The organism is Peribacillus sp. TH14 (genome assembly GCF_016651145.1).
Taxonomy (GTDB): Bacteria; Bacillota; Bacilli; order Bacillales; family DSM-1321; genus Peribacillus; species Peribacillus butanolivorans.
Genome location: NZ_JAEKEK010000001.1, coordinates 19,424 through 38,587 on the forward strand (window position 1 = coordinate 19,424; position 19,164 = coordinate 38,587).

Annotated in this window: 17 protein-coding genes and 5 pseudogenes; 5 read left to right on the forward strand and 17 right to left on the reverse strand. The window is 38.0% G+C overall.

What is annotated here, in order from left to right:
* Positions 1–74: 74 nt before the first annotated feature.
* Positions 75–1,506: pseudogene (locus JFU50_RS00155) on the forward strand (IS4 family transposase).
* A gap of 416 nt (positions 1,507–1,922) precedes the next feature.
* Here JFU50_RS00155 and JFU50_RS00160 read toward each other — a convergent pair.
* On the reverse strand, positions 1,923–2,489 hold the full coding sequence (locus tag JFU50_RS00160) for a hypothetical protein (RefSeq protein WP_201221181.1): 567 nt from the start codon (positions 2,487–2,489) through the stop codon (positions 1,923–1,925).
* A gap of 982 nt (positions 2,490–3,471) precedes the next feature.
* Here JFU50_RS00160 and JFU50_RS00165 point away from each other — a divergent pair.
* Positions 3,472–4,902: a PQQ-dependent sugar dehydrogenase gene (locus tag JFU50_RS00165; RefSeq protein WP_201221183.1), complete on the forward strand. Its 1,431-nt coding sequence runs from the start codon at positions 3,472–3,474 to the stop codon at positions 4,900–4,902.
* A 488-nt stretch (positions 4,903–5,390) separates the two neighbouring features.
* On the opposite strand, the pseudogene JFU50_RS00170 reads toward JFU50_RS00165, so the two are convergent.
* The 8 genes and pseudogenes from JFU50_RS00170 to JFU50_RS00205 all read right to left on the reverse strand — a co-directional run.
* Positions 5,391–5,829: pseudogene (locus JFU50_RS00170) on the reverse strand (RNA-guided endonuclease TnpB family protein); the annotation flags it as partial.
* A gap of 88 nt (positions 5,830–5,917) precedes the next feature.
* Positions 5,918–6,010, reverse strand: coding sequence for a phage holin (locus JFU50_RS00175; RefSeq protein WP_201181296.1), 93 nt, complete (start codon positions 6,008–6,010; stop codon positions 5,918–5,920).
* 228 nt (positions 6,011–6,238) lie between these two features.
* Entirely contained in the window at positions 6,239–7,126 is an 888-nt protein-coding gene (locus JFU50_RS00180; protein WP_201221185.1) for an alpha/beta hydrolase, read from the reverse strand.
* Between the two features lie 38 nt (positions 7,127–7,164).
* Positions 7,165–7,479: a hypothetical protein gene (locus JFU50_RS00185; protein WP_201221187.1), complete on the reverse strand. Its 315-nt coding sequence runs from the start codon at positions 7,477–7,479 to the stop codon at positions 7,165–7,167.
* Positions 7,455–7,742, reverse strand: a complete 288-nt coding sequence (locus tag JFU50_RS00190; RefSeq protein WP_201221189.1) for a hypothetical protein — start codon at positions 7,740–7,742, stop codon at positions 7,455–7,457. The genes JFU50_RS00185 and JFU50_RS00190 overlap by 25 nt, the downstream gene beginning before the upstream one ends.
* Positions 7,743–7,994: 252 nt before the next feature.
* Positions 7,995–9,329, reverse strand: a pseudogene (locus JFU50_RS00195) (FAD-binding oxidoreductase); the annotation flags it as partial.
* Positions 9,330–9,735: 406 nt separating this feature from the next.
* Positions 9,736–10,723 (reverse strand): annotated as a pseudogene (locus tag JFU50_RS00200) (terminase TerL endonuclease subunit); the annotation flags it as partial.
* A gap of 301 nt (positions 10,724–11,024) precedes the next feature.
* Positions 11,025–12,083: an alkene reductase gene (locus JFU50_RS00205; RefSeq protein WP_201221193.1), complete on the reverse strand. Its 1,059-nt coding sequence runs from the start codon at positions 12,081–12,083 to the stop codon at positions 11,025–11,027.
* 821 nt (positions 12,084–12,904) lie between these two features.
* Between JFU50_RS00205 and JFU50_RS00210 the strand changes: the two genes are divergently transcribed.
* Positions 12,905–13,207: a hypothetical protein gene (locus JFU50_RS00210; protein ID WP_201181306.1), complete on the forward strand. Its 303-nt coding sequence runs from the start codon at positions 12,905–12,907 to the stop codon at positions 13,205–13,207.
* A 321-nt stretch (positions 13,208–13,528) separates the two neighbouring features.
* Here JFU50_RS00210 and JFU50_RS00215 read toward each other — a convergent pair whose 3' ends face one another.
* Positions 13,529–14,116 (reverse strand): peptidoglycan recognition protein family protein, encoded by a 588-nt coding sequence (locus JFU50_RS00215; protein WP_201181308.1) that lies wholly within the window; start codon positions 14,114–14,116, stop codon positions 13,529–13,531.
* A 130-nt stretch (positions 14,117–14,246) separates the two neighbouring features.
* Here JFU50_RS00215 and JFU50_RS31885 point away from each other — a divergent pair.
* Positions 14,247–14,360: pseudogene (locus JFU50_RS31885) on the forward strand (YjcZ family sporulation protein); the annotation flags it as partial.
* 548 nt (positions 14,361–14,908) lie between these two features.
* Here JFU50_RS31885 and JFU50_RS31335 read toward each other — a convergent pair.
* Positions 14,909–15,040: a hypothetical protein gene (locus JFU50_RS31335; protein WP_274608341.1), complete on the reverse strand. Its 132-nt coding sequence runs from the start codon at positions 15,038–15,040 to the stop codon at positions 14,909–14,911.
* A gap of 26 nt (positions 15,041–15,066) precedes the next feature.
* Positions 15,067–15,336 carry a zinc ribbon domain-containing protein gene (locus JFU50_RS00225; RefSeq protein WP_201221197.1) on the reverse strand — a complete coding sequence of 90 codons (270 nt, stop codon included), beginning with the start codon at positions 15,334–15,336 and terminating at the stop codon, positions 15,067–15,069.
* Between the two features lie 670 nt (positions 15,337–16,006).
* Here JFU50_RS00225 and JFU50_RS00230 point away from each other — a divergent pair.
* Positions 16,007–16,534 (forward strand): DUF421 domain-containing protein, encoded by a 528-nt coding sequence (locus JFU50_RS00230; protein WP_242489013.1) that lies wholly within the window; start codon positions 16,007–16,009, stop codon positions 16,532–16,534.
* 387 nt (positions 16,535–16,921) lie between these two features.
* Here JFU50_RS00230 and JFU50_RS00235 read toward each other — a convergent pair whose 3' ends face one another.
* From JFU50_RS00235 to gpG, 5 genes are all read right to left on the reverse strand, one after another.
* A complete protein-coding gene (locus JFU50_RS00235; RefSeq protein WP_201221201.1) occupies positions 16,922–17,146 on the reverse strand; it encodes a hypothetical protein in 225 nt (74 codons plus the stop codon).
* Between the two features lie 126 nt (positions 17,147–17,272).
* Positions 17,273–17,422, reverse strand: coding sequence for a Fur-regulated basic protein FbpA (fbpA, locus tag JFU50_RS30545; protein ID WP_207205080.1), 150 nt, complete (start codon positions 17,420–17,422; stop codon positions 17,273–17,275).
* 41 nt (positions 17,423–17,463) lie between these two features.
* Positions 17,464–18,567, reverse strand: a complete 1,104-nt coding sequence (locus JFU50_RS00245; RefSeq protein ID WP_201221203.1) for a tape measure protein — start codon at positions 18,565–18,567, stop codon at positions 17,464–17,466.
* Between the two features lie 36 nt (positions 18,568–18,603).
* The gene (gene gpGT, locus JFU50_RS00250) at positions 18,604–18,750 is read right to left on the reverse strand and encodes a phage tail assembly chaperone GT (RefSeq protein WP_201221205.1); all 147 of its coding nucleotides are present in this window, start codon (positions 18,748–18,750) and stop codon (positions 18,604–18,606) included.
* Positions 18,751–18,788: 38 nt separating this feature from the next.
* On the reverse strand, positions 18,789–19,151 hold the full coding sequence (gene gpG, locus JFU50_RS00255) for a phage tail assembly chaperone G (protein ID WP_201181320.1): 363 nt from the start codon (positions 19,149–19,151) through the stop codon (positions 18,789–18,791).
* Positions 19,152–19,164: the final 13 nt, after the last annotated feature.

A 19,164-nucleotide genomic window follows, 5' to 3' on the forward strand; every position in this document is an offset into this window, starting at 1 on the left:
ACGACACAATGGCAAGTAGACGCACAGCTTCCATGCCCCTATTGGGGTTTACGAGAAAGGATGGTGTTTTTTTTATGAATCCTATCATCTCCAGTGAACTGACACTTTTTGCACAAGAATTACAACGTTTTCTATCTCCAATTGTCCTACAAGAAACTGCCAAACAGGTGGGCTTTGTACAACGATCTAGTAAGTATCAAGCAAATGGACTTATCGCCCTTTGCGTTTGGCTCAGCCAAGAAGTCGCTAGTACATCACTTACGCAATTATGTAGTCGTTTAGAGGCTTCGACGGGTGTTATTAATAAGCCCAGAAGGGCTGAATCAACGCTTTAATCCAGCAGCTGTCGCATTTCTTCGAGAAGTCTTTACTTCTCTTCTCACACAAAAATTCTGTTCAAATCAATCGCTTTCTGCACACATGATCTCTACTTTCAATCGTATCCGTATTTTAGATGCGACAGTTTTTCAACTGCCTGATCATTTCGCCACTGACTATCGAGGTTCTGGTGGGCGTAGTAATACGGCAGGCGTGAAAATCCAATTGGAATATGATTTACTTAGTGGTCAATTTCTTAACGTGCAACTTGGACCAGGAAAGAATAATGATAAAACATACGGTACCATCTGCCTTGAAACCGTAGAGGCAGGCGATTTGTGTTTGCGTGATCTTGGTTACTTCGATTTAGGAGACTTACAAGCCATTCATGATAAAGAGGCTTACTTTATCTCGCGATTGAAGCTGAATACACGCATTTATATCAAGAACCCTGAGCCCGAATTCTTCAACAATGGCACGTTAAAAAAGAACACCGAATACATCCAGCTTGATATGACACAAATGATGTCTGGTCTACCCCCTGGTGAAACGATAGAAATCCACGAGGCATACATGGGCCAAAATCAGAAGCTTCCAGCACGTGTCATGATTCATCGTTTAACCGACGACCAAACGCAAACACGCCTGAAAAACCAAGCGATACGTGAAAAGAAGAAAGGCATTGTTATGAAGGAGAAAAGTAAGCGCTTGATGGGAATGAACGTCTATATCACGAACACATCGCCAGAAGAAGTCCCCACTGATTATGTCCATTCCCTCTATTCCCTGCGTTGGCAGATTGAGATTTTATTTAAAACATGGAAGTCATTCTTTGAAATTGATGAATGCAAAACGATCAAAAAAGAACGCCTAGAGTGCCATTTATATGGACAACTCATTGGCATTCTCCTCTGTTCTTCTACGATGTTTCAAATGCGACAGCTTCTGCTTGAAAAGAAAAAGCAGGAGTTGAGTGAATACAAAGCGATTTATATGATTAAAGATTACTTTCCGTTACTGTTTCAAGCGATAGCAGTTGGCACAGAAGAACTTTTGAACATTCTGCATCGCCTTTATCAGCTGCTAAAAAAGAACAGTCGTAAATGTCATAGGTATAAGAAGATGACTGTATTTGATATTCTAGGGGTCGTGTATGAAACGACGGTGAAGCATAGACAAGCTGCCTAGCGAAAAAATCGCGTTTTAATAGGCTTCTTCGGTATGCCTACTATTCCATCACTCGCTAGTTTTGAAACAAGGATCATTTCATATCTAGTCATTTACGTTGTTAGCTTGATGGGTATGGGGTCCTACCAACAAAACGCGGAAAACATACGCTAAGGGAGTAACATCAGGAAAATACAGATTTACAACGGTAAAGAAATCCAAATATAAAAAGCCTAATTTCTCGCTTTTAACACCGAGAAATTAGGCTTTAGTTACTTCATTAAAGCGCCCGTTAACGGAGTAGCGAAAATGATCCTAATATGAGTATACTTTTAACAAGAAATTCTTTTGTGACTAACATCTTATTAAACTATATGAACCTTTACAAAGAAAGAGTGCATGTCATATTCCTAGCAATGTGCCCTAAACTTGCTTACCTATTTTTCCCCCATCAATTTATACCATTTCTTAAAGATAAACCTGCTTAATTCAACCCATACCCAGCTATATATAAAAGAAAAAATGTAAATAAATCCTATAACCTTTAATGAAAGAGATGTACTGGCGATTGGTCCTAAAACAGGGAAATGGACAATATATAAAAGAAAACAAATTCCACCCATTAATAATATAGACGTAAAAACTATGATGCCAATTCGTCTTTTTAAAATAAGAAGAGCTATTCCAAGTCCTAAACCTACTATCCCTGTTGTAAACGGGAAAACAAAAGATTCGCCAGGTTGGATCAGAATCAGTAAAAGAAACGTTAAAACATAACTTTGAAGCCCAAAGGGAATAGATATAATGGTACAAATCAAGATAGGGAGAGTGGCAAAAGGACTGATTAAATAACCGATCCCTGGGAGAAAGTTTCCGGTTGACTGCAGGATAGCTGCAAGTGCAGAAAAAAGGGCGGCTAATACGAGCTTTTCAGAATAAGAAAACGTTTTAAAATAATGGTGGAGCATGTATGATTCATGTGATAAAATGCTAAACCAATTCATGAGTTCCTCCTTCTCTTCTTACAGCACATAAGCTTTATTACTCCATCCTTTTTTCGGTACATAAGAAACTTCACATAAAACGCATTTATCTATGCAATCGCCATCATTACATCACTTATACCTACTAACATCACTAAAAAAGAAAAGAAAATCAATCATATTTCGAGTGGTAATTCAGAGTAAACAGCTGTCATTTCAATTAAAGTCCAAGTCCTCTATCCTTCTTAACGCGTCATATAGAACCGGTTTTAGGGATCGTTTTTTTCCAATAGTCCGAATTCCTAAGATTCCAAAATCGACAATATATAAAGACTTTTCCTTCGGACTAAATTTTGCTTGAACTGGACGAATACAACCATGGGAATTCTCCTCACCTTTTTTATTCACAAGGAAGTCCTAATTTGCCGGTTTTAAGATTGACTCGTACGACTTTAAAGCCAAAGTTCTTTCCGCGGATACAAAGTCCATATCCCTGGTTTGGTCGATAGACATTTCACCGACATGGCCGAATGACTGTTGAGTTGAAAAATCGAATATATTTGATGAACTGTGACGTTCAAAACGAGCCAACGTTTGTCCGGCTATTTTTATCGTTAACTAAAAAATAATACAAATGACTACGAAGAAGCATCATATGCAGCAGGAATGAATTTTGGTCTTGAAGAGGTAGAACTTTTTTTAAACCGTTATCATCCTCTATATTGGATTCAGGTTTTAGTTAAGACGAAATCAATACTATTTAATGAAAGAAGACAACCAAGTAAAAGAAATTGGAACCGTAGATGTTATTTATGAAGGACAACCGACAAAAATACGGATTCAAGCTGAAATTCTTATTGAAGATGTTTAGAAAGAGATTGTTCTATATATGTTTATATTATTAAGTAAATTCCCGAAATTCCCCGGCCCTAATTTGATTCTAATAGAACAGTTCTAATCATATTCTTATAAAAGAAAACAATAAGAAGGAGTGTAAAGTTAGTTGATAAAAGTTAAGGTTAGTTTACGGCCCATTGTAAGTAAAATAAATTTACCCACTGTTTTGAAAACAGCAATACTTCCGGGTGACTCAATTGAAAGATTATTTATTGTAACTCAGGTAGGAGAGATCTTTTACATAGGGGACGGGGTTATAAGGACTTTTTTAGATATTCGCCCCCGAATCATAAAACTTGGTGATTCTGAACTAGGTGTTTCTCGTGGAGGATATGATGAACGAGGACTGCTAGGGCTAGCGTTTCATCCAGAATTTAATTATAACGGTCTGTTTTATCTTCATTATTCAGTAGCTGGAACACAAGGTCCAGGTGCTCTTTCTGAACCTTTTAGGCCTAACCCGTGTAATCCCAGAACTTTAAACCTAAGATGGATAAATAGAGAAAATCAATATGATCATATTGATACAGTTGAAGAATGGATTTTACAATCGAATGGTCAACCTCAAAAACGACGAACATTACTTAACTTAAGAAGACCATTTTTCAATCATAATGGTGTCAATAGCTTAAACTTTTCACCTGAAACCGGAAACCTTGTTTTAACAACCGGAGATGGTGGATCAGGCTATGATCCATTTAATTTAAGTCAGGATGATATGGAAATTGCTGGTAAAATAATTGAAATTGATATAGTTAAGAATACATTTATCTATAATCCACCGGTAATCACACGTTTTAATGAACTTCCCGCACCTATTCAAGAAACGCTTACGGTAATTGCCAAAGGGGTTCGCAATATACCAGGCATTTCATTTCAAAAGTTTTATAATCAGTATATCAAATATGTGGGAAATGTCGGACAGGATTTGGTAGAGTCGATTTTTTCATTCGTTCATTATAAACCAATACCGGTTACTCAGCTTATTCAAGCTTCTTTAATGAAATCTAAACCTGACCTAGAAGGAATTATTAACTTTGGCTGGCGAGGATGGGAAGGTGCTTTTCCTACTTCGTTTATAAGGGGCTGCTCTGCAAATCCAACTTTGGATGAGAAAACAATTGCTTATTACAATGAAGCAATAAATTCTTCAGTGAAGCGTATTCAGCCTATAACTAGTTATTTTCATAAAGATCCCCGACCCGATAAGTTTGGAGGAACTGCACTTACGGGAGTTCAGCCATATATGGGGAATGGAATCCCCAATTTAACGGGAAGCGTTGTGTTTACCGATCTTGCCAAGGATAAAGAATCTCAGCCACCGGTTAGAGGGGTTTTAGCTTATACCAGGGTAGGTACAGATTGTAAACTAAATGATTTTAGTGTTATTGAAACCGATTATAATTTTGGGTCTCAATCAGCTTATTATGTTAATTTGGGAACGAATCTGGATCAAACAAGACTATATTTAGGGGTTTATGGCTCTATGAAAGTGACTGATTTTCACCAAGGTACTGTTTTTGAAATTGTTCCATGATTTATAACTATAAAATTCTACTTAATACCAGATAAATCTCCTTCTTGGATTTAATTGAATTGAAATATAAAACAAACAAGAGAGCAATCATGTTCCTTCGTTTGTTTATTTTTCAGGAAATTTAAAAGCCGAACATCTTAATTTCATCCCAAATATTTGTATTTCTCTTACAATAGAGCAGATATTATGTTGCTTGTCCTCTTGAGATTACTCGTCGTCTTTGAAGAAGTTATATTCCGCGACTTCTTAGACAAGGTTCTCCTGTATTTGGAACTTAAGTATAATTCTCCACATTCTTCTCCATAGTTTTCACATAAATATCCAATTTCTAAAAAGAGTTATTCCACAAAATGGCACGATTGTTGAACAAAATTAAAAAAGATATTTAATTCATTAGTTCATGGTTGAACTACCCACCACTTATCGACCTTACGGTCTGATTGAAGTTGGGGATTCCTAAGAACATTAGCCTATCGGCCAATTTTTAATTAGGCTATTCCCGTAGTTCCTACGGTTAGAAGCCTTATGGCTTCATTCATTAGATTGAGTCCTGCGTTAATACCTCGATCGTGGTGAGTAGAACAAAAAGGACCTCCCATTCACGAAGATTCAGATGTTTAACCTCTTTATTTTGGTAACCGCAGCTAGAACACAATTGGCTAGAAGCAAACGTTTTAGATACGGTCACGATTTGTTTGCCATACCATTTTGCTTTGTATTCCAACATTTTTTTGAATTGGTACCAAGATACTTCACTAATAGCTTTAGCTAGTTTGTGATTTTTATCATATTCGACACTTGCAAGTCTTCCATTCCAATAACATCGTGGTTTTTGATGATTTCGGTAGAAACTTTATGTAAGTAATCCATTCGGGCATTTGAAATTTTTTCGTGTAGGATAGCCACTTTTCGTTTTTGTTTTTGATAGTCATTTCCCATCGTCTCCTTTTAATTTAAAATAAAAAGCCACCCAGTGGGCAGCTTATTTTAATCCTTGTTTTTTCGAAACTTCTTCTTATTTCTGAGCTTTCTTGGTTACTAAATACTGATTTTTATATACTCCATACAAAGCAAAACCAAGTGGAACAATCGCTGTTAGAAAGTTCATGCTTATAATCACTGCCTAGTTGTTCCTACTACTTCCGTTAATTCTATATTGAGTATTTGGAAACACTTCAAGTGTTAGTTAATTAGATACTACTAATACTTAAAGAGGGACCCTGCAAAGGATGGCCTTTTTAAATACCTCCTGTTTCCTTTTCGATCAATTCCCGAATCTTGGCAGATTACGGATCGATCTTGCTCTGGCCACACAATAAAATGCTCTTACAGCACGTCAGTCCCGGCCCGCCTCGTAAAACTTCTGCGCCACCATATCCGGCCTTGTACGCGTGTCCGTAAAGTGGTCGCCGTCGCTGACGATCAGGCGGAACTGGCCGAGCCGTATGGACATATGCGGATGCCAGCCGAAGCCCTCTCCTCGTGGCAATGCGTTGTCTTGGTAGAAATAGACATAGCTTTTGGGCGTAGGCAGCGCGTAGAACGCTTTAAGATCTAGCTTCTCGAAAAGCGGCTTAGCCGGTTCCGGAGTGATGCCTGTATACATCCGTTTGGCTTCCTCCAAAGTGGCCGTATTGACGAACAAATCCCGAAACAGCGGAAACGGAAGCATGATCGTATCGTCCTTCGAGCCGGCTCTGAGCTGCTCGAAACCTTGCCTCATTTTGGGCGAGAACTCGTCGGCAACTGATTCGCCGTCTTTCAGTACGAACGCGTCCCAGAAGACAAGGCGTTTTATGCGATCCGGTACCTGTTCTGCAACCTTTTGGATGACAGTTCCGCCGAAGCTGTGCCCGACGAGAACAAAGTTGCGTAGGTCCAGTTTCGTTATAAAATCAACGACGGACTTCGTGATCATCTCATGCGTGACATCTTTGTTCGGATCTTTGCCGTGACCTGCGTATTCCGGCGTATAGACGGCATGCCCTCGACTGCGCAGAACCGCCGCAACGTCGTCCCAGAAGTGAGCGTCAGCCCAAGAACCATGCACAAGTACGAAGGTAAGCCGTTGCTGTGCGGGTAAACGGTATCTTTCATCCGATTCGGGGGCACCATCGCTCCAGAGCCACCATCCTTCAGAATAAGGGGAGTAATAATAGCCGTGGGGCATAGACCTATAATCGGGATAGGGGAATTGATGAATTTCTTGAAGATAAGGAAACATGTACAAGACATCCTTTCAAATCGACATATACTATCAGCTTATGCCCACTGCGTTTGAGAGGTTCCCACACTCGATCCGCCGAAAAAAAGCCGCAAGAGAAAACCATCTATAACCTTGTTTACCTCGTATACACTTTGTGATTGGCTATTCTTCATTTTCTCGTATTTAAAGCCTTTTTGTTGAGGAACAATAGCCATGCACTTTCCGGAGAAAGCTTTATAAATCTTGTTGATATAATTCTGTAGTTTTTCCTGCCCTTTTTCCGTATTATCACTGACAGCCTCTATATCAACAACGCCACGTATCTGGTTCTTGCGTTTCTGAAATTCTATGATTCTACCAAATAGTTCCACACAATCGGAATACAGACCATCCAACATGGAGATAGCTTTTTATTGCTGTATTCCAGATAAATAACATCACTCATTTGAAATGTACGGGAAAACGTATAGTCTTTAATGGTTACATCTTTGAATGAATCATTTACTAGGGCATATTCGATTCGTGAAAAAGAGTCAGCAAACAATAAATCTTCCGAATCTGCCTGAATGATCTTACACTCGTTGTCATATATCAGCTTGTGAACAACAGTCTGCCAAAATTGGCTGGCTGACATGTTCGCTGCATGTGAATTTCTTGGAAGTGTCTTCGATTAAATCAAAGACTAACATGAATTCAAGTTCTTTATTTCTGCTTTTCACTAAAATCCCAATTTCTCACCTCCCTTTTTTAAGGCTTTGTTTAACATTAATGTTGATCTTAGTCGCACCATAATGCCAGTTATTGGAAGTTGTTACTTCCTACTAACAATTCTAGATATCTGAATACATAAAAAATGATAAATGCAAAAGATATATTTAAAATTTAGGGGTATACTTTGCGGAAAGTGGAATACATTTTCGGGATCATACTTGGCTTTTATTCTTTGTAATCTATCAAAGTTGGTTCCATAATAAGCCGGTCCAAAGTTTATAATATTCTGATCTGGAGAATTTACGTAGGCCCCTTCAACAAAAGGATTCAACTGCTGGTGTGTTCTTGCAACCAATGCAAGATTCCTTGATGCCTCAGAGTCTTGTGTCCAGGTTGTATTCCACTCCAAATAAAACTTCGGACTGCGCCAAAAAAAAGCAGTCGCCTCAGAAGAGATTCTACTTACAGCGCCACCACAGTTCAGAAAAAAGAAACTGGATTCGGTTCCGGTCGATTCTTCTAGGAAACTGCGCATGATCTTGATTGCTTCATCCGGAAACAGACATGTCGCCCAAGCCGATGAAAATTTATAGTTCCGGTCTGCTCTTCCAGGGATTGGTTCATCTGGTATCAGATGTTCAACAACATTCGGATAGGGCAATTCTTGGATAAACACCTTTGTTGGAGTACCTACGCTCGTTAAAGGCTCTAACAAGCTAGTTAGTTTCGTTTTTGAACCCAGGAATAGTCCTGTTGCATGAAGCAACCCATTATTTTTAGAGAAAATATCTAATATAGAACCTAGTCGGTTGTCAACAAAAGGAGCCCATTTTTGCCACGCCTTGAAAACTTTCTCTAGTTGGTTCCATGGCCAAATAATTTCGAATACTGTTGCTTCAGCGGGGGCATGATGTACCTTGAACCTATATTCAGTATTAATTCCGAAATTACCCCCACCTCCACCGCGAGAAGCCCATAAAAGGTCTGAATTGTTGTTTTTGTTTGCCTTTAAGACTGTTCCATTGGCGTCAACCATTTCCAATCCAATGAGATTGTCACTGATAAAGCCAATTGATCGCTGAAGTAGCCCCATCCCTCCACCCAAGGTGATTCCGCCAATTCCAACGGTTGGGCTATCTCCGAATGGGACCATGAAGCCTTCCTGTGCTAATTTCTTTACTAGTGGACCTACATTGATGCCAGTTTGGACGATAGCTACTTCTTTCTCCCTAATTAACTGCACCTTTTTCATATCACTCACATCGATAACAATACCGTCTTTAACTATTGAAAGATTTTTGTCCAATGCATGTCGTCCGCTCCGAACCCGAATCGGCACATTGTTCATTCGTGCCCATTTTATAGCATTTGTAACATCCTTCGTGCTTTGAGCAAAAACAAATACAAGGGGAAAGGTATCAACGTACGGGTTCCAGTTTAGGCGTGCCTGTTCATATCCTGGTTCTCCTTTAAAGATGACTCGTCCTGTCAGTCGTATTTTTAATACCATCAATTCAACCCCTAACCTTAATTTAGTATTCGGGCTAAACTATGAAACAATTCATTTTCCAAATTTCTTATTTTTCTTTCTTCGTTTAAAATTCAAAAAAATGTACCTATACATCATATTTAATGTAAATAATAAAAAATATGCAACCTAGACTGATAATGCTGGGGATATATTAAAGGATTAATAACAATGATCATAGGATATGGAACAGAAATATTTGGTTGGGTAAGGCTTGTATAAGTTGGAGAAATCTCTAGGAAGGATGATCATAAAAAAGTGGGGTTTTATTCAACCTCTTACTAAACTAAGTGGCCCAATTGTTGAATAAAGATCAAACAGCGACTCTTCAACTATTCTGCCCCGATAGTTCCACAAGAAAATAAACAACATCGTTTAACAGAGCCTTTTAAAAATCTATATCATCCAAGAAAAAGTCCACGTCATCCACTAAAAGTTCATCTGCTTTAAATAAAGAGTGGATAAACGCCTGGAAACCATCTGTTTTCCTTCTAAATTCGTCTTTTTTCAAATATTCCTTGTTCCCATCCTTTTTAATGTGAACATAGACATTATTGGTATACCAACGCATGAGTGAGTTGTCATCAAAGATGATATTACTCTTAGCGAACAATGTTTCTACCCTCGGCGCTAATATGGAATGAATGGCTTTAGGATTACCTATAAATTCTAATTCAAATCCCTCAGCTTCTCATGCGGTTCTTACTAAATCCAAACGGAAAGTATCAGCTACAATTTTCGTCAGTCCGTATTGCCCACGCATCTCTACAAACCAATTAACAATATGACGGATATCAATAAAAGGCTCATCCACAATGGTGATGTGCCCTAGGTGTTCCCATTCTTTGATAGATACCTTTAGCGTAACGATATCCAAAAATCCTTTACGAATGAATGAATGAATGAATGAATGAATGAATGAATGGGATTTCCAAACGTAATCCTCACCGACTTTAAAAAGCAACCCGACTGCAGCAAAGTCTTTGATACTGGTAAAATCCAAACCGCCTACACAGGTTCGGTGCGATAAGTCAGGGAATGGTCTGTTTGTGGCCAGGATATCTTCCCAGCTTGCTACACTTTTTGCCAAGTCCACTTACGGAAGATTCATCCCTTTGGTCATGAATTCTTCTCGGTTAGCTGGATTATTAGCAAGTTGCTTAAATTGAGTTAAAACCTTTTTGAATAATCCTTTGGCATATGGGCTCCTTGGTTCGCTGAACATAGGATTCGCCTTTACCCAAAAGTCGGGATTATCAACCTCGTTAGGGTCATCCAATTTTGCAGATGAAAGGGAATAAAGGGTCAACCAGGTCTTTTCCTTCAAGGATGTTCATAGCTCGTTCTTTCACTTTGTCTAGGAATCCTTCACGCACCTGTTAGCTCAATAAGAAAAACGATACCTCTTATTGAAGTATCGCTCTCGTTAGTTTAAGAAGAACATCATTAATCAATCAAATGGTTCTTTTCAATTTTCTTACTTATTTGAATCAGTAATTAATATTAAAATTAGGATTATTAGGCTTATTCCAAGTATAATTGTACCTACCATACTTACTCCCATTCCTGCAAATCCCCTAATTAACTTCAAAACTAACCTGCCCCGAAAAGAAGGTACGCTGACATGAACAAGTAAGCTTCCTGTTTTTTCTCTATTAAACCAATTGAATTAAATGTTTAAACCAATTGAATTAAATGTTTTTTTGCTTCGTAATCAACAAGTTTTTTATCCTGCTTAATTCGTGCAAGATAATCCGGATTGGCGATAAGCGGACGGCCAATCGCAGCAACGTCAATGGTGCCTTTTTTTAGTGCGTCTTCTGCTGTTTCAGCATCAAGCCCGCCTACACCAACTATAACTCCATCCCAGTGGCGACGTACCAATTCATGCATGGTTAGCCCTCTGGCAATCGGTTTGGTAAATTCCATTGTAGAAGGGTGAATCATTTTGACGCCTGTTTCTTTAACAGCTTCAATAAACGTTTGAATCGCTGATTCAGGATCTTCCCACATGTAAGATGGCTGGTCAATTTTTAAAGCCGAGAAACGAATAAGGGTACGGTCTACTCCAACCGTATCAATGACTGCTGTTAGCACTTCCTTCATAAATGTCAGGCGTTGTTTTAAATCACCGCCGTACCGATCCGTTCTTTTATTGGAAGTGTCAGAGTTAAACTGGTCGATTAAGTAGCCATGTGCACCATGAATTTCCACGCCGTCAAAGCCGGCTTCCATCGCATTTTTTGCAGCTTGCGCATATTGGCTGACTACTTCTGCAATATCTGTCTCTGTCATTTCCTCAGGAATATCAAAAGGTTTTCCGAATCGTGAAACCTTTCCTTCAGCAGCAAAAGGGGAAGGAGCCTGTGGTGGAAGTCCTCCTGCAATTTCGTGGTGGCTTGCACGGCCGACATGCCAGATTTGCGCAATAATGGTTCCGCCTTCAGCGTGTACAGCTTCGGTAACTTTTTTCCAACCATTAATTTGTTCTTGAGTGTAGAGCCCAGGAACGCCAGGATTACCCTTTGCTCTTGGTGAAATTACAACACCTTCCGTAATGATAAGTCCGATTCCATCTTGAGCTCGCTTTCGGTAATACTCTACGGTTAGGTCATTCACAACACCAGTTTTATCATCAGCAAACGACCGTGTCATAGGAGCCATTGCTGTTCTTGTTTTTAAGTCCCATGCACCAATTGTTACAGGTTCAAAAAGCTTAGTTTTTATTTGATTCATTTGAATTCCTCCTGTTAACCTCTTATTTATTGAGAAAGCTAACTTTTAGTAACCATTATGTGTAAGATTATATGAAAAGTGGTTAATTTTCAAATGATTCACTTCATCACCTGAGCTAATTGGTAAGATATTGTAATTAAGACCAATAAACAATCCATTCAGCTGTTACTAATTGGGATTTTAAAATTTGAGGGTGATGCTCCTAGCGCACCTTTTCCATTTCTTTGATTTGGACTGCCTCTCTTTTCAAACAAAAAAGCGACTCATACGAGTCACTTTGTAAATTCGGTTATGACTTAGGCTAATCTTTAGCACCCAAATTCATGGAAGTTTTGTACGGTCATTGTTTCGATTTAATATGTATAAACATTACTATTCCATATCGAATTCCGCTTAAATCTAGCCAAAAACACCCCTCTGAGTTATCTTCAAGACATAAGGAGTTTAACTCAAAACGTTGCTTTATAAAGCTTTCAGGCCCCTTAAATAATCGAGTTGAACAATAAAGTTTTTATATCTAACTGTTTAGACAAAAAAAGGTTTTTTTGATTCTCAACCCTGTTTGGTATTTATTCTGCATGTCCTGAGTGATGCCAATATTCACTCTAAACCAGACAGCACGGCTACACTAACCGGGTCACTTGTTAAACGATCATGTAGTTATGCATGTGCGGCAGTAGTTTCTATAATCAGCAGTAAACAAGTTAAATAAAAAATATTTTGGGATTTATGAAAAAGGGACGAAATAGAACATAGATATAAGGGAACACATCTAAAAAAATGTATTCCATTTATGCAACTATGATTAGGAGTGAATTATTATGAGCAATCTGGTAACTTTGACGATAGCTTCAGAAGCGTTTCTCTTGCTATCCTTCATTATTATTTTTTTATCAACCAGGAATACGAAAAAGAATGTTCTATTGGTCATCCTGCTCATCATTGGAGGTGCGCCGCTTCTATATTTAGCCATAGATCATGTGAACAGCGAATATGTGGATGCAAATATCGGATTGGGCATTGCTTTTATGTTTACCTGGATATATAGCTTAATAGCTTTTATCATTGCTATCATTCTTTTAGTAAAAAAGAAAAGGAATAATAATATTTCAAAAGAACAGTAATCATCACATTTTGTCTGGTTTACAGTGAACAAAAAGAAGTGTCGCTCGGCCATATTCCAAGCAACCACGAATAATAAACCATTCAGGTAAAAAGGGAAAAGGTGCAACAGCTAAAAACCATCACGCCTTATTTAGAAGTCTTCTTCAAAACTTCCATACTATTACTTTATCACATGCAAAATGAATCAGTGTCCGTTTATCGTTCGGAAATCCTTCCCTCTAATATAGAGCCATTAATTCATCCACTTTTATTTGCCTTTCCGATGCAAAATAAGGTTAAAATACCCCTTTGAATTAGTTATAATCCAGATTGTGTATAATTCACATGCCCCGCCTTTTCTTACATTCTTGGATAGTGTAAACATCAGGTGCTGGAGATGGTTTAGCTGGTGTCTTTGAACCTTTCCAATCAAAAACTTCTCTGTAGTTATACTCACAACAAGCTTTCCAACTATAACCTGGCATTTCATTATGGGCTTTATCACACTTCCCTATCCCATTTTTAACAAGTGCAGTGTGAAGTTCTGCAATACTTGCAAGTGTGGCTTCATCTATATCGTCATATCGATAGTCTCCAGCAACACAGATACCAAGCGAAAATTGATTGCTGTTCCCTACATGATAAGTGAGTTTGTCTATATCATTCGCATATACAATCATAGCCCTTTTTCCGTTCGGCGTGTTAATAACATTCTTAGGTTCAATGATGAATGTATATCCTATCCCGGGCCACACCAGCGTGTTTACATGGTAATCCGCGAAACTTGCTGCATCAGATCCGGGCAAATGTTTTTTGTAAGTGAATGGTGATACACGGTGAGTGATTGTTTTCGTACGTTTTGAATACATGCCTTTTGATTTTAATTCCCCTCTCATATCGACTAATTGGGGTAGTTTAGAAAAGTTCATCTTTCATCGTCTCCTTTTTATTTAAATAAAGCTTTGTTAAAGATTAAGTGTCATTTTCCTGATTAGAGCATAAGGTAATATAACCCATTTAAGTTTTTCCTCCTTAAAAAACAAACAAGGAGATGTCTTTATGTCAGGTTGTGAATCAAGGTGTGACGACGGCTTTGGATTTGGTGGAGGTTTCGCCTTTATAGTCGTTTTGTTTATACTCTTAATCATTGTTGGAGCTAGCTTTGTTGGTGGAGGCGGCTACGGCGGCGGTTACGGCGGCGGTTACGGCGGCGGTTACGGCGGCGGTTACGGCGGCGGTTACGGATATGGCGCATGTTGTTAAAAATAGTTAAAAAAAAGCCGACCCTTATTGGTCGGCCTTTTTTATCTATTCCGCCATAAGAAAATCAGCAACATCCTTTAACAGAGCCTAAAATAAAAAGCCGTTTCAAAATTTAGAGACGACTTGAAATTTGTTGCGATTTAGTTTTTTAGTTACCGCACAGTTTGTTCCTACTGGGGTCCTACCAACAAAACGCGAAAAACATACGCTAAGGGAGTAACATCAGTAAAAAACAGATTTACAACGGTAAAGCAATCCAAATATAAAAAGCCTAATTTCTCACTTTTAACACCGAGAAATTAGGCTTTAGTTACTTCATTAAAGCGCCCGATTATGAAATATCTTTTAGTTATCTTATTGAAGATAAGCATCTGTTAGTTGAAGTAATTTACATAAATTCTTCGTTAGTGAAATAAAAAAAGCCCTCCAATTGGCAGTTAGAACTACACTCATGCACCTTAGAGAATTACAACTCCTGCGTTATTCCAATAATTTAAGATTCCAGTTTTTTTCTCGGACGGATGGGATTGTTTGATTAGGTAATAAAATGGCTTCCAACCACCTGATTTTGATTCTGATTTCGTTTTCATATTCATCACCTGCACAATTTTGTGTTTTAGCGCCAGCGCTCTAATTTTTTTAAGAATTTTTTTGTATACATTTTATTGAGAAAAAATTTTTCAACCCGATTCATATCTGATTCCTGAAACCTTTTTAAACTGAATGCATAAAATTCATCGAATGTTACATCAGGATGCATCCATTCACCATTTTCGTAACAATAGTGACAGTATTTTTCTGACGGTGTCCCATCCTTTTCAGTTCCAAAGTCACTTGACACTTTCATGGGCATTCCACAGCTTTGACACATGTTTGGTTTTGCCATTTTTATTCCTCCGATTTTGTTAAGTTTTGAATTTGTTATCATTCACATTTACGAGTTTAAACTGATTCGCCGATGCACAGCCATCATATTAATTTCATCTAGGAAATCTAGTAAATGGCCCTTATTAGGGATTCCATTTATACGTAATTCATCTAATTATATAGATGATTCATATCAGTTGCAATGGTTGCCAATTGTTTACTCATTCTTGCGACCGCTTCATCGGCACTGAATCAGAAGTGCTGAATAAGTGCCTTTCTGTCAGCCCTAAGTTAAAACAGGCTTACGATATATATCAAGACCTTTTATTACGCATTTGAACACAAAGACGGAAATTAGAGAGTTTTCGAATGTGTTTAGGAACAATAGAGTAAACGCTCCACTAGCCTGTACTGTTGTCAAAAATCAATCAACGAAGTTTCTTGTTCTTCTCGGGAATAGCCCATATCGTTGATACCTTCCTTTCCCTCGATCTGCGATATCGTTCGTCTGTGTCCCGCATTATTTTTATCAAAACTGTATATCAACTAACTATTAATCAAAGACTATATAGCACCAAGTAACGTGGCGGTGCTAAATTATGGATATAAGTTGGATATGGAAAACGATGTTAATTGTCATCTTTGGAATATTATTAATACGCATTTCAGGTAGAAGGTCTGTCTCCAAAATGACTACTGAAACAACTGTTATCATGATTTTTATAGGGACCCTTTTAATACACCCTGTTATTGGCGAAAATCTTTGGGTTACTTTTGCGATTGCAACCATTCTCATTGGAACTTTACTACTAATTGAATACATCCAAATGAAATGGGATGTTGCCGAAATTTTTTTAACTGGCAAGTCAAAGATTGTTATCGAGAATGGCTCAATAAATGAAAAAAATTTAATAAAACTTCGACTTTCTGTTGATGCACTTGAAATGCTCCTACGACAAAATGGGATAGAAAATATAAAAGATGTACAATGGGCCACTATCGAACCCAGTGGACAATTAGGATATTTACTCACTAATAATAAGAAATTCGCAACCAAAGAAGATATAGAAAAAATTCAGCATGCACTTACACAACTCTCCACCAAATTAAATATTAATTCGAAAATGCAATCAGAAAATAAACCTGATGAAACAAGAATAAATCTTTTTTCCAAAATTAAAGAAGGGGACTCATCTTATCCCAAACGTCTTAAATAATCTACCTTTTCCCATCTGCCTTACTAGTAAAATTGAATTAGTCAGGCCCTACTATGTTGTAATGACAGGCACTTAAAGTCTGATTACCACTAACAAGAGAGAGGAAAGAAGCCTATCAAGTGAAAAATTGTTTTACAGTTCGTTGACGATTATAAGATTAAATACAGTGTAATAAGTAATATTTCAAACTGGGAATGTTGGAATATGAACATTTTATAAAGACTTTCCATCAAAACAGATAATATTTTTATCTTTCAATCTTTGACACATATATTAAAATGAGCAGAACACCTATTTCTCCCTTAAATATAGGAAACCGATTTTAGAAGTAGCTATTTCGTCCGAGGATAGTTACTTTTTTCGGACTGTAACAATCACAGTTTGTGTCTATTCTTCGATTCTTCTTAACTTAGCAATCCAAGGAGAAGAAAAATCTTCTACCTTGAATCTCCTCTGTTCGAACGAAAGATTATGAAGCACTTCAGATTGAGGATTTTGCTGTTTAAGAGGAGAAATAACCTCAAATCCTCTCGCCTCTAAATCATTGATAGCTTGCTCAGCTTCATACTTCCTTTGACGACGAATGATAACCGGTTGAATTTTCTTTGCCATCAATAACAGTCCTCCTCTACTCTTCCAAATAACCCGACATAACAAAAATGTTTCTGAATGCACGAGTCAACCTATCCTTTTTTCTCTTTACCAGAGACTTTTTCAACCGACGTTTTCCTTTACGAGTCATGTATTTTCCTCGCTTTGGCTTTTTGCTTTTTCAGTATCAAAAATGCTTTCTAATTCGGATAAGGAAAGTTCATATAATTGTCGACCCTCAGGAGTTTTGAAATAATTCATTTTCAAAAGTTCAGATTTAAAATAATCCCTTTGCAACTCTATCGATTAATTTAATTGATTAGTAGATACAGAACTAATCATATAAAACCTCTTTTCAACAACTGGCGACCAACAGCCGCCCACATATTAGCGATCCCAGCAGTAAATGATTCTTCACCCATTTTTCCAGCTGCTCCGCCAATGTTTTTTTCAATGGCATTCATCAGCATTTCGGAGGATATTTCACCATCGGAAGCCATTTTAAATACCGCTTCTCCGGTCACTCCTGCTTCCTTTGCCAACCACTGATAAACGGGCAATCCCCTGTCAGATAATTGCTGTAATTCCCCGTTGTAAGCCTTATTAGATGTCTGGACTTTATTTAGGATAGATCCCATCTCACCTAACCCTGCCCCGGCTATTGCTGCCGCATCACCAGTTAAGGATAAATACCTTGTTAATTCCGTCCCCTCTTCAACTCCAGCAGCCACAGCATTAGCTGCCGTTGTTGCAGCTTCGTCCAATCCGAATGATGTCCCTTTAACGGATTCGAGGGCTGACTCCATTATTTTTTCTACGCCTTTAGCATCGTGACCCAGCCCCTTTAATTTTGCTTTGGCTGTATCTATTCCGACTAGGCGATTAAACCCTTTAACCAGCGCTATGCTCGCTAGTGCCGATGCCGCCCCTACAGCAGGTAAAGTAAGTTTCTTGGTTAAACTTTTTCCTAAATCCTTTGTTTTGTCTGATATAGATTTCAAACCACTTCCGAAATTAATAAGAGAGTCGCCAGCTTTTGTCCATCCAGAAGAAGCAATTCGTTGTTCTTCTTTCATTTTTTTTAGTTCTTCTTTTACACCACCAACATAGCGTTCTAAGTTGTTTAGAGCAGCAACTTCATTGTTATAGCTTTTGGCAGCTTTATCCGCTTCTTTGGAGCCTTCTCCATTCTCTCTGTCCATCTTTTCGTACTCAGCCTTGGCTTGTTTCGTGACCTCTTTTTGGACTTCTAGTTTCCTATTCAATCCAGATAAACGTGTTTCGTATTTCCCAATAGAACGATCACCACGGTCAAAAGCTGACATGTTTGCCTTCATTTCACTGTTTACAGTCCTTAACTTATCTTTTACCCCAGTTAGACCACGATTGAGGGCTGTGGAGTCAAGGTCAAGTCCAATCGAAAGGCCTTCTATTTTCTCCATCAATCACCCTCCCTTCTCATACCAATATAAAAATCCCTAACCTCCGAATGCGGCGATTAAGGATTTCTCTTGTTTTGGTTTATTTTCTTCTCTTAATATTTCAAGTAAAAAATGGTAAGGCATACCCAATATTTCGTTGATATCCTTACCATCTTTCATGAGATTAAGGATGAGTTTGTCCATATATTCTTTTTGCTTGGCTGGGGAAAAGTCTTCATCCGTTAACCTTTCTTCGCCAAGAACTTTTTTGTTTCATCATTTTGGTGGCCTTGAGCCACAAACATAATTTGTTCTTGTAAGGTTTGGATAGCATCTGGTGCGTGAAGACCATTAAATAAATCTTCTTTTGTGAATTGCTTGTTATAAATCTTGTTTGCTACAAAATCTAACAGTTTATCAATCAATTCTTTTTCAGATGTAGCACTTTTAGCATCTTCGCTTCTATCAATTTCTTGTGTCATATCGATTGCTTCATAAACTACTGAAAAAGGAATGAATACAGGTGTGAGATACTTTACCGTTTCAATTTCACCTTCCTTCACTTCCTTTATCAATTCGATCATGTTTCTTTTTAAATTTGCCATTTCAAAACATCCC

Bases quoted from the DNA above. Each gene is read 5' to 3' on its own strand.
- gpG (WP_201181320.1), bottom strand. From the start codon at position 19,151: ATGGCAAATTTAAAAAGAAACATGATCGAATTGATAAAGGAAGTGAAG.
- JFU50_RS00215 (WP_201181308.1), bottom strand. From the start codon at position 14,116: ATGAACTTTTCTAAACTACCCCAATTAGTCGATATGAGAGGGGAATTA.
- JFU50_RS00180 (WP_201221185.1), bottom strand. From the start codon at position 7,126: ATGTTTCCTTATCTTCAAGAAATTCATCAATTCCCCTATCCCGATTAT.
- JFU50_RS00210 (WP_201181306.1), top strand. From the start codon at position 12,905: ATGAGCAATCTGGTAACTTTGACGATAGCTTCAGAAGCGTTTCTCTTG.
- JFU50_RS00205 (WP_201221193.1), bottom strand. From the start codon at position 12,083: ATGAATCAAATAAAAACTAAGCTTTTTGAACCTGTAACAATTGGTGCA.
- JFU50_RS00230 (WP_242489013.1), top strand. From the start codon at position 16,007: ATGACTACTGAAACAACTGTTATCATGATTTTTATAGGGACCCTTTTA.
- JFU50_RS00175 (WP_201181296.1), bottom strand. From the start codon at position 6,010: ATGAACTTTCTAACAGCGATTGTTCCACTTGGTTTTGCTTTGTATGGA.
- gpGT (WP_201221205.1), bottom strand. From the start codon at position 18,750: ATGGACAAACTCATCCTTAATCTCATGAAAGATGGTAAGGATATCAAC.
- JFU50_RS00225 (WP_201221197.1), bottom strand. From the start codon at position 15,336: ATGGCAAAACCAAACATGTGTCAAAGCTGTGGAATGCCCATGAAAGTG.
- JFU50_RS00245 (WP_201221203.1), bottom strand. From the start codon at position 18,567: ATGGAGAAAATAGAAGGCCTTTCGATTGGACTTGACCTTGACTCCACA.
- JFU50_RS00160 (WP_201221181.1), bottom strand. From the start codon at position 2,489: ATGAATTGGTTTAGCATTTTATCACATGAATCATACATGCTCCACCAT.
- JFU50_RS00190 (WP_201221189.1), bottom strand. From the start codon at position 7,742: ATGTCAGCCAGCCAATTTTGGCAGACTGTTGTTCACAAGCTGATATAT.
- JFU50_RS00235 (WP_201221201.1), bottom strand. From the start codon at position 17,146: ATGGCAAAGAAAATTCAACCGGTTATCATTCGTCGTCAAAGGAAGTAT.
- JFU50_RS31335 (WP_274608341.1), bottom strand. From the start codon at position 15,040: ATGAAAACGAAATCAGAATCAAAATCAGGTGGTTGGAAGCCATTTTAT.